This is a genomic window from Rhizobium sp. TH135, assembly GCF_002855515.1.
Lineage (GTDB): Bacteria > Pseudomonadota > Alphaproteobacteria > Rhizobiales > Rhizobiaceae > Allorhizobium.
Genome location: NZ_PKRP01000006.1, coordinates 1 through 13,861, shown reverse-complemented (window position 1 = coordinate 13,861; position 13,861 = coordinate 1). Strand labels below are relative to the sequence as shown.

Here is a 13,861-nt window from a genome sequence, read left to right as displayed (position 1 = left end):
CCGTCACGCAAGGGGAAGGGGCGGCGCTCAGTCGTCCAGCTTGTGGGCAACGGCGGAGATGCGATTGAGAATGGCCACCTGCCGGTCGGCCTGGCGGTCGACGTCGTCGAGGGGGCGCTCTTCGCGGGATGGCGGAACGGTCACGATCCGGTTGCCGGCGCGAACCGAGGTGCGGTTTCGCCCCTGTGCCTTCGCCGTGTAAAGCGCGAGATCCGCCTCCGACAGGAGATGATCCAGATTGGCCGTGCGAAGCGGGCTGATCGAGATGCCGACGCTGGTGGTCACCGAGATCGGCTCTTCACCGGTCGGAATGCTGCGGTCGGCAAGCGCAAGCCGCACGGTTTCGGCAAACAGCGCCGCATCCCGTGGCTCTGAGATCGCCAGCACGGCTGCAAATTCCTCGCCGCCGGTGCGCGCAAAGACCGCCCGTTGTGGAAGCAGCGACAGGCAGACATCGGCAAATTCCTGCAGCACCCTGTCCCCGGTCGTGTGCCCATGCCGGTCGTTGATCTGCTTGAAGTGATCGAGGTCGAAAACCAGGACCCCGAGCGTATCGAGGGGGGAGCTCTCCACCAGTCCCTGATAGGCTTCGGAAAATCCGCGCCTGTTCAGCACGCCCGTGAGCGGGTCGGTGCGCACGAGTGCCTGCAGCTGCTCCTGCGACCGGTCCATCATGATCTTCGCAAGGATGACGACTGACGTGATGAAGCCGATCAGAGCGATCGTTCCCATCCACACGCCGACGAAGTTATCGGCGAAACTGGTCGGACGGCGGAAGACGACAAAGACGGCGAAGCCCCCGCAGGCAACCGCCTGGGTCACCCAGTTCATCGTCAGGAAGGCGCGGTAGCGACCGGAACTGAAGCTGGCCCGCGCGGCGATGAAGGCGAGTATCGCAAAGCCGAGGGTCGCCGCGACATTGTAAAGCGAAACCCGAAGCGCGAAGTCGGCGCGGATGAAGGGCACGAGATTGCCGAGAAACCACACCAGCGTCGGTGCCCAGGCAAGCAGCGGGATCCGGCGTTGGTCGAGCGTCGAAAGCCCCTTCGCCCAGAAGCCGAAGGCCAGAAGCGAGATGGTATTGGCGACCTGGATCGAGATGAAATCCGGGATTTGGCCGCGAAGACCAACGAGTCCAAGGCCGCTGGCGTGGATGAGGAAGCCGATACCGAACCACAGGAAATACTTGTGATCCCGCGCGTGCAGCCAGATGGCCATAAGCAGAATTGCGAACGTGCTGGTCTGGACGACCCACAGCAAGAACGCGGTCTTCACGTCGATCACGATGCAGTTCCTGAAATGATTTCGGTAGACTATCGCACCAGAATGGCCCATGCCGGTTAAACAGTCACTATGAAAACCTGCAGGATTTGGTGGGTTATTCGAACTGCGCCGTTCGCGGAGTTACCGAAATTTCACCATGTTAGACTTTTCTTGTGCATCGATGCGACGCGATCCCTCTCGTAGTGCAGGTGCGTGGCCGGAAACTGAGGATCTGCAGTGCTGAGCGCAATCCGACCATTAAGGATATCCGGTCCTCATGTCTTGAATGTCGGGGTGCGGACACTCTATGTAGGGATTGACAAAGATTACGTGATTCCCGCCACCGGATGTGCCGGGGAGAGGCTTAAAAAGGACCGACATGAGAAATCCCGTTGATACCGCTCTCGCTCTGGTGCCGATGGTCGTCGAGCAGACCAACCGTGGCGAGCGCTCCTACGACATCTTTTCTCGACTGCTGAAGGAGCGGATCATCTTCCTGACGGGGCCGGTCGAAGACACGATGGCGTCGCTCGTCTGCGCCCAGCTTCTCTTCCTCGAAGCCGAGAACCCGAAGAAGGAAATCGCCATCTACATCAATTCGCCGGGCGGTGTCGTCACCTCCGGCATGGCGATCTACGACACGATGCAGTTCATCCGTCCGGCTGTATCGACGCTCTGCATCGGTCAGGCCGCGTCCATGGGCTCGCTGCTGCTCGCCGCTGGCGAAAAGGGCATGCGCTTCGCAACGCCGAACTCCCGCATCATGGTTCACCAGCCCTCGGGCGGCTTCCAGGGCCAGGCATCCGACATCGAGCGCCATGCTCGTGACATTATTAAGATGAAGCGTCGCCTGAACGAGGTCTATGTCAAGCACACCGGCAAGACCTATGACGAAGTCGAGAACACGCTTGATCGTGACCACTTCATGGAATCGAGCGAAGCCAAGGACTGGGGTATCATCGACCGCATCCTGACCTCGCGTGCCGAAATGGAAGGCGTTGCGCCGTCGGCCTGATCCACGCAAGCCAGACGCCGGCATCGGGTCGATGCCGGCAGACGTGATGGCAGGCGGGGTTTAAAGTCGGCGCAAAAGCGCTAATAGTAAGATTAAGGCTATGTTGAATCTTTGTGACATAGTCTGCCGAGACTGGGAGTTTTCGTTGCCGCCGCTCCGACAAGGTCGGATCGGCTAGTAGCTCCGGATCGGAAGAGGTTCCCCCCAACGGCGGCGGAGGGAACCGGACAGTGTGAGTGACCGCCCTGCCGTGACTGCGGTGGCGCGGCGTGCTGGAAGGATAAAGACATGAGCAAAGTCAGCGGAAGCAACGGCGGTGACTCCAAGAATACCCTTTATTGTTCCTTCTGCGGCAAGAGCCAGCACGAGGTCCGCAAGCTGATTGCCGGACCGACTGTGTTCATCTGCGATGAATGCGTCGAACTCTGCATGGACATCATCCGCGAAGAGAACAAGTCTTCGATGGTCAAGTCCCGCGACGGCGTTCCCACGCCGCAGGACATCATCAAGATCCTCGACGAATACGTGATCGGTCAGAAGCAGGCGAAGAAGATCCTGTCTGTGGCCGTGCACAACCACTACAAGCGCCTCTCGCACGCCTCCAAGGGCGGTGACGTCGAACTGGCGAAGTCGAACATCATGCTCGTCGGCCCGACCGGCTGCGGCAAGACCTATCTTGCCCAGACGCTGGCCCGCATCATCGACGTGCCCTTCACCATGGCGGATGCCACCACCCTGACCGAAGCCGGTTATGTCGGTGAAGACGTCGAGAACATCATCCTGAAGCTGCTTCAGTCTGCGGATTACAATGTCGAGCGCGCCCAGCGCGGCATCGTCTACATCGACGAAGTCGACAAGATTTCCCGCAAGTCGGACAACCCTTCGATTACCCGCGACGTGTCGGGCGAGGGCGTTCAGCAGGCGCTTCTGAAGATCATGGAAGGTACGGTTGCCTCCGTACCTCCGCAGGGTGGCCGCAAGCATCCGCAGCAGGAATTCCTGCAGGTGGATACGACCAACATCCTGTTCATCTGCGGCGGCGCCTTTGCCGGCCTCGACAAGATCATCTCTGCCCGTGGCGAAAAGACCTCCATCGGTTTTGGCGCAACGGTGAAGGCGGAAGACGATCGTCGCGTTGGCGAAGTCCTGCGCGAACTGGAGCCGGAAGATCTGGTCAAGTTCGGCCTCATCCCGGAATTCATCGGTCGTCTGCCGGTTCTGGCAACGCTCGAGGATCTCGATGAGGACGCCCTGATCCAGATCCTGTCCGAGCCGAAGAACGCGCTCGTCAAGCAGTACCAGCGCCTGTTCGAGATGGAAGACGTGGAACTGACGTTCCACGAGGACGCACTTCGCGAGATCGCCCGCAAGGCGATCACCCGCAAGACCGGCGCCCGTGGTCTTCGCTCGATCATGGAAAAGATCCTGCTCGACACGATGTTCGAACTGCCGGAACTGGAAGGCGTTCGCGAAGTCGTCATCTCCGACGATGTCGTGAACGGCAATTCCCGCCCGCTCTACATCTATGCCGATCGCCAGGAAGAGAAGGCCAACGCCTCCGCCTGATCGGTTCGGATCAATTGCAGCGAAAAGCCCGCCCTTGTGGCGGGCTTTTCCGTTTCAGGCGATCTTTTTTTGGTGCTGCCTGTGGTTATCTCCGGAGCCCTTGTCCATTTACGGTATTCCGCTGTTGTCAGGCCCGTCGATTGGGCTAGAACAGGGGTGAGTGAACGCTTGAGTTCTGCGTCGCCGTTACCCGCGTATCCGCGTCCCCGATCATCCATGCGACGACCGGCTGCCTTTCAGGCGACGAAGTGACGCGCATGGTTCGCATCAGGTCCGCAATGTAGTGTGAAAGCGGGCAGGGTCTGTCATGCTGATGTCACAGATTCGGGTTGGGCACGGGCAGCAGGCTTGAATTGGCGGGAACGCCACTCCACTTGTTGGAGGATCTAAAAATATGCCTGACGCCTCTTCTGGGTCGGCATGGAGTCCCGGTTTCCCCGGGACGTTTGAAAGGAAGTGAAATGACGAATACGTCAGCTGCAAACGAGGTGAACACCTATCCGGTGCTGCCTCTGCGCGACATCGTGGTGTTTCCTCACATGATCGTTCCGCTGTTCGTCGGCCGTGAGAAGTCCATTCGCGCTCTGGAAGAGGTGATGGGCTCCGACAAGCAGATCATGCTGGCCACGCAGATCAACGCCAGTGATGACGATCCGGCCCCGGACGCCATCTACGAAGTCGGCACCGTCGCCAATGTCCTCCAGCTCCTGAAGCTGCCCGACGGCACCGTGAAGGTGCTGATCGAAGGACGCGCGCGCGCCAAGGTCGAGGCCTATACGGCCCGCGAAGATTATTACGAGGCGAAGGCCCGCATCCTGGCAGAGCCGGATGAAGATGCCGTCGAGATCGAGGCCCTGTCTCGCTCGGTGGTCTCGGAGTTCGAGAACTACGTCAAGCTGAACAAGAAGATCTCTCCCGAGGTCGTCGGCGCCGCAAGCCAGATCGAGGACTACTCGAAACTTGCCGATACGGTCGCTTCGCACCTCTCCATCAAGATCACCGAAAAGCAGGAAATGCTGGAAACGGTGAGCGTGAAGACGCGTCTTGAAAAGGCGCTCGGCTTCATGGAAGGCGAGATCTCGGTTCTCCAGGTCGAGAAGCGTATCCGCTCGCGCGTCAAGCGCCAGATGGAGAAGACCCAGCGCGAGTACTACCTCAACGAACAGATGAAGGCGATCCAGAAGGAACTCGGCGACGGCGAAGACGGCCGTGACGAGATGGCCGAACTGGAAGAGCGCATCGCCAAGACCAAGCTTTCCAAGGAAGCCAAGGAAAAGGCCGACGCCGAGCTGAAGAAGCTGCGTCACATGAGCCCGATGTCGGCGGAAGCCACCGTCGTGCGCAACTATCTCGACTGGCTGCTGGGCCTTCCCTGGGGCAAGAAGTCGAAGGTCAAGATCGACCTCAACGCGGCAGAAAAGACCCTCGACGAAGACCATTTCGGTCTCGACAAGGTCAAGGAACGCATCGTCGAATATCTCGCCGTTCAGGCGCGTGCGACGAAGCTTAAAGGTCCGATCCTCTGCCTCGTTGGTCCTCCGGGCGTCGGCAAGACCTCGCTCGCCAAGTCGATCGCCAAGGCGACCGGTCGCGAATATGTGCGCATGGCGCTCGGTGGCGTCCGTGACGAAGCCGAGATCCGCGGTCACCGCCGGACCTATATCGGCTCCATGCCCGGCAAGATCGTGCAGTCGATGAAGAAGGCCAAGAAGTCCAACCCGCTCTTCCTGCTCGACGAGATCGACAAGATGGGCATGGACTTCCGTGGCGATCCGTCTTCGGCTCTGCTCGAGGTGCTGGATCCTGAACAGAACTCGACCTTCATGGATCACTATCTCGAAGTGGAATATGACCTGTCGAACGTCATGTTCGTGACGACCGCCAACACGCTGAACATCCCGGGTCCGCTGATGGACCGTATGGAGATCATCCGTATTGCCGGTTACACCGAGGATGAAAAGCTCGAGATTGCCAAGCGGCACCTGCTGCCGAAGGCGATCAAGGAACACGCCCTGCGTCCGGAGGAATTCTCCGTGGCCGACTCGGCGATCCTGGCGATCATCCAGCAATACACCCGCGAAGCCGGTGTTCGTTCCTTCGAACGTGAGCTGATGAAGCTCGCCCGTAAGGCAGTCACCGAAATCATCAAGGGCAAGGTAACCTCGGTTGCCGTGACCGGTGAGAACATCAACGAATATCTGGGCGTCCCGCGCTTCCGCCACGGCGAAGCAGAGGGCGAAGACCAGGTGGGCGTTGTCACGGGTCTGGCCTGGACGGAAGTGGGCGGCGAGCTGCTGACCATCGAAGGCGTCATGATGCCCGGCAAGGGCCGCATGACGGTGACGGGCAACCTGAAGGAAGTGATGAAGGAATCGATATCCGCTGCGGCATCCTATGTCCGTGCGCGCGCCGTTGATTTCGGCATCGAGCCTCCGCGCTTCGACAAGTCGGACATCCACGTTCACGTTCCGGAAGGTGCAACCCCGAAGGACGGTCCGTCGGCCGGTATCGCCATGGCAACCGCCATCGTCTCCATCATGACCGGCATTCCGGTCTCGAAGGATGTCGCGATGACCGGTGAAGTGACGCTTCGCGGCCGCGTCCTGCCGATCGGTGGCCTCAAGGAAAAGCTGCTCGCAGCACTTCGTGGTGGCATCAAGAAGGTTCTGATCCCGGAAGAGAACGCCAAGGATCTGGCAGACATCCCGGACAACGTGAAGAACAACATGGAGATCATCCCTGTGTCCCGTATGGGCGAGGTGATCCGTCATGCTCTGGTTCGCGTGCCTGAACCGATTGAATGGGACGGAACCGTCGAAACGCCGGCAATCGGCGTAGTCGATGGAACCGACGAAACCGGTGCAACAGTCGCTCACTGAGGCAATTCTGCCATAAGTGAGCCACAAAGCTCCAAAACCGACAAAAAGGCTGGCATTTTTGCCAGCCTTTTTTGTGAAAAGCCGCTTAAAAGGCTTGTTTTCCGGGGCTTTCGGGTGCTTTTGAGTTGCGAAGGGCAGAAGCTTTCGTATTCTCCGCCCGACTTAATCATTTGAGTCGTTTCATACCAATCAGAAAGGGTGGAAACATGAACAAGAACGAACTCGTATCCGCGGTCGCCGAGAAGGCTGGCCTCACCAAGGCTGACGCAGCCTCTGCCGTTGATGCCGTTTTTGAAACGGTCCAGGCTGAACTGAAGAACGGCGGCGACATTCGTCTCGCTGGCTTCGGCGCCTTCACCGTCGCCCGTCGCGAAGCCTCCAAGGGCCGCAACCCGTCCACCGGCGCTGAAGTCGACATTCCGGCTCGCAACGTTCCGAAGTTCACGGCCGGCAAGGGCCTGAAGGACGCTGTCAACAGCTGATCCGTCGTGACCGTCGCCACCCTTCGGTGCCGATGGTCAGCTGACATCTCTGGTGAGCCCGGCCTCTGTGCCGGGCTTTCTTTTTGCGCTCTTGCGCTGCAGCAATTTCTTGCTTACCTCTTTTGGTGCCGGTTGTTCCGGCATTCGTTCTCAGGGCGGGGTGAAATTCCCCACCGGCGGTAAAGGGGGTAACCCCCAAGCCCGCGAGCGCCTGTTGCTCCTGAAGGGGAGGGCAGGGTCAGCAGATCCGGTGTAACTCCGGAGCCGACGGTTAAAGTCCGGATGAAAGAGAATGAGGTCAGGCTGCACCTTCGTCGGATCCTCGGATCCGGTGTGGGCGCTGCTGCGTGCTGCCGTTCCCCGTCCGGGGCCGGTCTTATCGTCCTCATCTGTCCTGATTTGTGTTGGTCCTTTGGATTAAGGAAAAATGACATGAATCAGAGCTCGGTTTCTATTCTGCGCTCCCGGGCCGTTGTCGGTGCCGGATTTATGGTTTTGGCAGGCGTTGCTTTTGCCATTCTCAATGTCGTCACCCAGTGGCTCTCGATGACACTCGGCTTTCCGCCGGCCTCGACCGCCTTCTGGCAGTATGGCTTTGCTCTCGTCCTCTCTCTTCCGCTGCTGTTCCGGCTCGGCCTCCGCGCCATGAAGACGGCGTATCCGGTTCGCCACATCCTGCGCGTCCTGCTCGCCGCTTTCGGCGTTCAGGCCTGGGTGACGGGCCTCGCCACCGTGCCGATCTGGCAGGCCATCGCGCTTGTCATGACCTCGCCCTTCTTCATCATCATCGGCGCACGCCTCTTCCTTGGTGAGACCGTCGGTCGCGACCGTTGGCTTGCGACGCTGACGGGCTTTGTCGGAGCGATGATCATCCTCCAGCCCTGGTCGGACACGTTCACCCTGGCAGCCCTCCTGCCGGTGCTCTCCGCGCTGCTTTGGGGCGGCTCGTCTCTGATCATGAAGAACCTCACCCACTACGAGGCGCCGGAAACCGTGACTGTCTGGCTTCTGGTCCTGCTGACCCCGATCAATGCTGGCCTGGCGGTCGCGGGTGGCTTCGTCATGCCGGAGGGGCTGACGCTCTGGCTGCTTCTGGGCGCAGGCCTCCTCACAGCCCTCGGCCAGTATCTGCTGACGCTCGCCTACAACGCTGCCGATGCGGCCTATGTGCAGCCTTTCGACGACCTGAAACTGCCGCTCAATGTCTTCGCCGGTTGGATCGTGTTCGGCTATGCACCGAGCGGCTATCTGTGGCTCGGTGCGCTTCTGATCCTCGGTGCGTCGCTCTTCCTGATGCTGCGAGAGGCGGGCAAGGAAACAGTGCCGGCCTGATCTGAAGGGAAATGTCGGATCGACATCGTGCTGTCATCCGACTGTCATCGGACTGGCTCAGAAACCTCCTGTTCCATTTCTGGATACTGGAGGTTTCCCGATGACCCATGGTCTCTCCCGCGTCGCCCTGACGGCGGCGCTTTTTGCATCCGTGGCCCTGCCGGCCGCTGCCGAACAGGTCTTCAACCGTATCGCCACTTTCCCCGTCGCCGCCAACCTGCCGGCCGACAAGGAAAAGCTCTCCACCACCTCTGCCGAAATCATCACGGCCTCGGAAGACGGCAACACGCTGATCTATTCCGACAGCCCGCTCGGCGGCATCGGCTTTATCGACATCACCGACGCTAAGGCACCGAAGGCTGCCGGCGCTTTGATGATGGACGGCGAGCCGACATCCGTTTCCGTGGCTGGAGCTAAGGTTCTTGTCGGCGTAAACACGTCCGAGAGCTTCACCAGCCCGTCGGGCAAGCTCGCCGTTGTCGACATCGCCTCCAAGGCTGTCGACGCGACCTGCGACATTGGCGGCCAGCCGGATTCTGTTGCCGTTGCCAAGGACGGCTCCTTCGTCGCGATCGCGATTGAGAACGAGCGTGACGAAGACGTCAACGACGGTGCCCTGCCGCAGATGCCGGCCGGTGACCTCGTCATTATCTCTCTGAAGGACGGCGTTGCCGATTGCGGCACCATGAAGCGCGTCGCCCTGACCGGTCTTGCCGAAGTCGCCCCAGAAGATCCGGAGCCGGAATTCGTCGCAATCAACAGCCTCGGCGAAATCGCCGTCACGCTGCAGGAAAACAACCACATTGCCATCGTTGACGGCAAAACGGGTGAGGTGAAGGCCCACTTCTCCGCCGGCACCGTTGACCTGGAAGGTATCGACACCAAGTCTGAAGGCGCTCTGAAGTTCTCAGGCTCCAAGGAAGGCGTGCCGCGCGAGCCTGACGCTGTGAAGTGGCTCGACGACAATCGTATCGTTGTTGCCAATGAAGGTGACTGGAACGGCGGTTCGCGTGGCTTCACCATCTTCGACAAGACCGGCAAGGTCGCTTACGAATCGGGTGCCTCGCTGGAAATGGCGATCGCCCAGATCGGCCACTTCCCCGACAAGCGCGCCCGCTCCAAGGGCGTCGAGCCGGAGGGCCTGGAAGCCGCAACCTTCGGCGATCAGAACTACTTCTTCGTGCTCGCCGAGCGCTCCTCGGTCGCCGCGGTCTACAAGGACACGGGCGCCGAGCCGAAACTCACCCAGCTTCTGCCGTCGGGCGTTTCGCCGGAAGGCGCCGTCGCCATCCCCTCGCGCAACCTGCTGGTCACCGCCAACGAAGTTGACCTTGGCGAAGACAGCGGCCCGCGTTCGCATGTCATGCTCTACGAACTGGGCGAGGGCACAGCTGCCTATCCGATGATCGAATCGGCCATGGTTGATGGCGCACCGATCGGTTGGGGCGCTCTGTCGGGTCTCGTCGGCGATGCCGAGAAGGCAGGCACGCTCTATGCCGTCAACGACAGCTTCTACGCCATGCAGCCCTCGATCTTCACGATCGACGCAACGCAGAAGCCGGCCATCATCACCACCGCGCTGCCGATCACACGCGGTGGCGCAGCTGCCCAGAAGCTCGACATCGAGGGCATTGCCCTCGACGGCAAGGGTGGCTTCTGGCTGGCATCGGAAGGTGATCCGGCCAAGCTCGTTGGCCACGGTCTCTACAATGTCGACGCCAAGGGTGAGATCAAGGCCGAGATCGGCTTCCCCGCTGAACTGCTCGCCGGCCAGACCCGCTTTGGCCTGGAAGGCATCACCGCCATCGGCTCGGGCGACGACATGACGCTCTGGATGGCCGTTCAGCGCGAATGGGGCGATGACGAGAAGGGCTCGGTCAAGCTTCTCTCCTACAACCCCAAGTCCAAGGAATGGGGCGCTGTTCGCTATCCGCTCGAGGCTGCTGGCGAAGGTTGGGTCGGCCTGTCGGAAATCACTGCCCATGGCGACCACGTCTACATCGTCGAGCGCGACAACCAGGTCGGTGATAACGCCAAGCTGAAGAAGCTCTACCGCGTCGCCATCGCCGACCTGAAGCCTGCCAAGATTGGCGAAGAGCTGCCGACGGTCACCAAGGAAGAAGTCCACGACTTCATTCCGGACCTGAAGGCCGCCACGAACGGCTACGTTGTCGACAAGCTCGAAGGCTTCGCCTTCGACGCCTCGGGCAAGGCTTTCGCCGTCACCGACAACGACGGTGTGGATGACTCGTCTGGCGAGACCTTGTTCTGGGAAGTGAACCTGCAGGGCACGAACTGATCCAAAGATCAGAGCACGTAAAACAAAAGAGGCCGGGTGATCACTCACCCGGCCTCTTTCTTTGAACGCTTTAGCGTCTTACCAGCGGTGATGAACATGCGGCGCGATCAGCCGCTCATAGACCTCGCGCGACGCTGCCATGACATCGGCAGTGAGGGCGGCCAGATCGGAGGCCGCAGCATTTGCCTTGGCCTGCTCACCGTTGCGGGCGCCGGGGATGACGACCGTGACGGCCTCGTGCATCAGGATCCAGCGGAGTGCGAACTGTGCCATGGAAGCACCAGCGGGGACCAGCTTGCGGACTTCCTCAACCGCTGCGAGACCCGTCTCGAAGGGAACGCCCGCAAAGGTCTCGCCCACATCGAAGGCTTCGCCATTGCGGTTGAAGTTGCGGTGATCTTCTGCAGCAAACTGGGTGTTGGCGGTGATCTTGCCCGAAAGCAGGCCGCTTGCCAGCGGGACGCGCGCGATGACCGCGACGTTGCGGCGCTTGGCTTCCTGGAAGAAGAGGGCAGCCGGGCGCTGGCGGAACATGTTGAAGATGATCTGCACCGAGACGACGCCTGGATATTCGATTGCCTTCAGCGCTTCCTCGACCTTTTCCACCGACACGCCGTAATGCTTGATCTTGCCGGCCTTGCGGATCTCTTCGAGCCCCTCGAACATCTCCTGACGATAGTAGACGTCGGTCGGTGGGCAGTGCAGCTGCACGAGGTCGAGGCTGTCGATTTCGAGGTTCTGCAGCGACCGATCGATGAAGGCCTCGATATTGGCCTTGGTGTAGCCATCAGCCACATGCGGGTTGAGCCTGCGACCGGCCTTGGACGCCACCATGGGTCGCTTGCCGCCGCGTGCCTTCAGGACTTCAGCAATGATCTTTTCTGAGCGACCGTCACCATAGACGTCTGCCGTGTCGATAAATGTCATGCCGGCGTCGAGTGCCGCATTGAGCGCTGCCCGACCATCGGCCTCCGATACTTCGCCCCAGGACCCACCGATCTGCCAGGCGCCGAAGCCGATATCGCTGACGGTAAACTCCGTCCGGCCGAATTTATGTTCTCGCATCGTGATGTCTCTCCCGTGATTGCGGTTTCGAGCTAGCAAGTGGGGCAGGGTGTGGCAAGCTTCAACCGCTTAGATGTCTTGAAGTGATCCGCGCCGGCCTCAGATGCGAATTGCATCGCAGGAAGCGAAAGAGACCAATGCCGAAGATGATCCGCAAGGGCGATCTGCCCCAGAAAACCTGTCTCGTCTGCCGCAAACCCTTCGCCTGGCGCAAGAAGTGGGAGCGGGACTGGGAAAACGTCGTCTACTGTTCCGAACGATGCCGCCGGACTGGCAAAACCGGAAGCGCCGACAAGCCGTAGACCACTCCAGACACACCAGTGATCGGATACCCATGACAGACCAAGCCCCGGCCTCCGCGCGCCTCGCATTTTACGCGCTTCCGGCGATCCCCATGGCTGCGATCGCGCTTCCCTTCTACATCGTGTTGCCGACCTTCTATGCCGACCACTTCGCCATGTCGCTGGCGACGATTGGGGCCGTGCTGCTCGGTATCCGCCTGATCGATGCGATCACTGATCCACTGTTCGGCTGGCTTTCCGATCGGGTCCGCTCCCGCTTCGGTCGTCGCCGCTTCTTCTTTTTGATCTCGACGCCGCTGACGGCGCTCGCGGCCTTCATGCTGTTCTGGCCACCCGAAGATGCCGGCATTGGTTATCTCGCCTTCTGGGGCGTGGCGCTCTCCATCGGCGCCACCTGGTCTCTGCTGCCCTACACGGCCTGGGGTGCGGAACTTGCGACCGGCTACCAGGCCCGCGTCAAGCTCTCCGCCTGGCGGGAAGGTGCCACGCTGGTCGGCTCACTGATTGCCATCACACTGCCCTTCGTCGGCGGCCTGGACACGGCTGTCGGCTTCCATGGCCTTGCCTGGATCGCCGTTTTCATCGCCGTCGCCCTGCCTTTGGCCGGCCTGCTTGCCGTGGCGAATGTGCCCGAGCCGGTGGATTTCTCCCGGCGCAAGCTGTCCTTGCGGGAGGGCTTCCGCCATCTGCGCGCCAACGGCCCCTTCCTGCGGCTCGCATCCGCCTTCCTGCTGAACAGCTTTGCCAATGCCATCCCCGCATCGCTCTTCATCTATTTCGTCGGGCAGCGCCTCGGTGCTCCCGCCATGCAGGGTCCGCTGCTCTTCACCTATTTCCTCTGCGCCATCGCCGGCGTCCCCCTGGCCGTGGCAACTGCAAAATGCCTCGGCAAACACCGCGCCTGGTGCTTCGCCATGTTCCTTGCCTGCGCCGTCTTCTCGGTCGCTGGTTTCCTCGGGGAGGGCGATGTTCTCGCCTTCACCATCGTCTGCGTCGTCACCGGTCTGCTGCTTGGCTTCGACCTGACGCTGCCCCCGGCCATCCAGGCCGATGTCATCGACAATGATACGGTCTCGTCAGGCGAACAGCGCTCCGGCCTCTATTTCGCCGCCTGGAGTTTCATCACCAAGCTTGCGGTCGCCCTTTCCGCAGGTATCGTCTTCCCGCTCCTCGACCTCGCCGGCTTCATTGGCGACCAGACCGCGACCCAGACGCCGGAGGCGCTGACCACGCTGACCGCACTCTATGCCTTCCTGCCCATTCTGCCGAAGCTCGTAGCCATCGCCCTCATGTGGAATTTTTCCCTCGATGAGGCGGCTCATCATAGGCTGCGTTCGAGCGTTGAAGGCCAGACCTGAGCGCTCCAGCTTCTTTGACAGATCTGTAGCCGACCGTTAGATCGGCACCTGGAGCACTCGGCGGCGGCAAACTGACGACTTTGTTCAGTTTCGTCGCAGAACGCTGTGGGCGTTCACGGTTTGTCATCTCTGTGTCGTGTTTTATGCTCCACAACCGGCAAAGCCGTGGGCTCGGGTGCAATATTTGGTCGATATAGGTGTTGAATGCGCATTGTGATGATCGGTTCGGGTTATGTCGGCCTGGTGTCGGGAGCCTGTCTGGCGGACTTCGGTCACGAGGTGATCTGTGTCGATAAGTCG

Annotated in this window: 11 protein-coding genes and 1 riboswitch; of the genes, 9 read left to right on the top strand and 2 right to left on the bottom strand. The window is 60.6% G+C overall.

The features are described from left to right. Positions 1-27: 27 nt before the first annotated feature. Entirely contained in the window at positions 28-1,284 is a 1,257-nt protein-coding gene (locus C0V73_RS17520; RefSeq protein WP_102021305.1) for a GGDEF domain-containing protein, read from the bottom strand. A gap of 358 nt (positions 1,285-1,642) precedes the next feature. Here C0V73_RS17520 and C0V73_RS17515 point away from each other — a divergent pair, with 358 nt between their 5' ends. From C0V73_RS17515 to C0V73_RS17490, 6 genes are all read left to right on the top strand, one after another. Next, on the top strand, positions 1,643-2,278 hold the full coding sequence (locus tag C0V73_RS17515) for an ATP-dependent Clp protease proteolytic subunit (protein ID WP_076395723.1): 636 nt from the start codon (positions 1,643-1,645) through the stop codon (positions 2,276-2,278). A 288-nt stretch (positions 2,279-2,566) separates the two neighbouring features. Next, entirely contained in the window at positions 2,567-3,844 is a 1,278-nt protein-coding gene (gene clpX, locus C0V73_RS17510; protein WP_102021304.1) for an ATP-dependent Clp protease ATP-binding subunit ClpX, read from the top strand. A 461-nt stretch (positions 3,845-4,305) separates the two neighbouring features. Next, positions 4,306-6,723 (top strand): endopeptidase La, encoded by a 2,418-nt coding sequence (gene lon / locus C0V73_RS17505; RefSeq protein ID WP_102021303.1) that lies wholly within the window; start codon positions 4,306-4,308, stop codon positions 6,721-6,723. A gap of 206 nt (positions 6,724-6,929) precedes the next feature. After that, positions 6,930-7,205, top strand: a complete 276-nt coding sequence (hupB, locus tag C0V73_RS17500) for a DNA-binding protein HupB (RefSeq protein ID WP_006727558.1) — start codon at positions 6,930-6,932, stop codon at positions 7,203-7,205. A 142-nt stretch (positions 7,206-7,347) separates the two neighbouring features. Beyond that, positions 7,348-7,503, top strand: a riboswitch (FMN riboswitch). Between the two features lie 134 nt (positions 7,504-7,637). Continuing rightward, positions 7,638-8,537 (top strand): DMT family transporter, encoded by a 900-nt coding sequence (locus C0V73_RS17495; protein WP_102021302.1) that lies wholly within the window; start codon positions 7,638-7,640, stop codon positions 8,535-8,537. Between the two features lie 100 nt (positions 8,538-8,637). Continuing rightward, the gene (locus C0V73_RS17490; RefSeq protein ID WP_102021301.1) at positions 8,638-10,836 is read left to right on the top strand and encodes an esterase-like activity of phytase family protein; all 2,199 of its coding nucleotides are present in this window, start codon (positions 8,638-8,640) and stop codon (positions 10,834-10,836) included. 78 nt (positions 10,837-10,914) lie between these two features. On the opposite strand, the gene C0V73_RS17485 is transcribed toward C0V73_RS17490, so the two are convergent. Continuing rightward, positions 10,915-11,901: an aldo/keto reductase gene (locus tag C0V73_RS17485; RefSeq protein ID WP_102021300.1), complete on the bottom strand. Its 987-nt coding sequence runs from the start codon at positions 11,899-11,901 to the stop codon at positions 10,915-10,917. Positions 11,902-12,038: 137 nt separating this feature from the next. Between C0V73_RS17485 and C0V73_RS17480 the strand changes: the two genes are divergently transcribed. The 3 genes from C0V73_RS17480 to C0V73_RS23405 form a co-directional block, all read left to right on the top strand. Next, positions 12,039-12,203: a DUF2256 domain-containing protein gene (locus tag C0V73_RS17480; RefSeq protein WP_102021299.1), complete on the top strand. Its 165-nt coding sequence runs from the start codon at positions 12,039-12,041 to the stop codon at positions 12,201-12,203. Positions 12,204-12,235: 32 nt separating this feature from the next. Next, a complete protein-coding gene (locus C0V73_RS17475; RefSeq protein WP_102021298.1) occupies positions 12,236-13,561 on the top strand; it encodes an MFS transporter in 1,326 nt (441 codons plus the stop codon). 204 nt (positions 13,562-13,765) lie between these two features. Then, positions 13,766-13,861: NAD-binding protein (locus tag C0V73_RS23405; RefSeq protein WP_143708352.1), on the top strand; the 96-nt coding region annotated here is incomplete at its 3' end.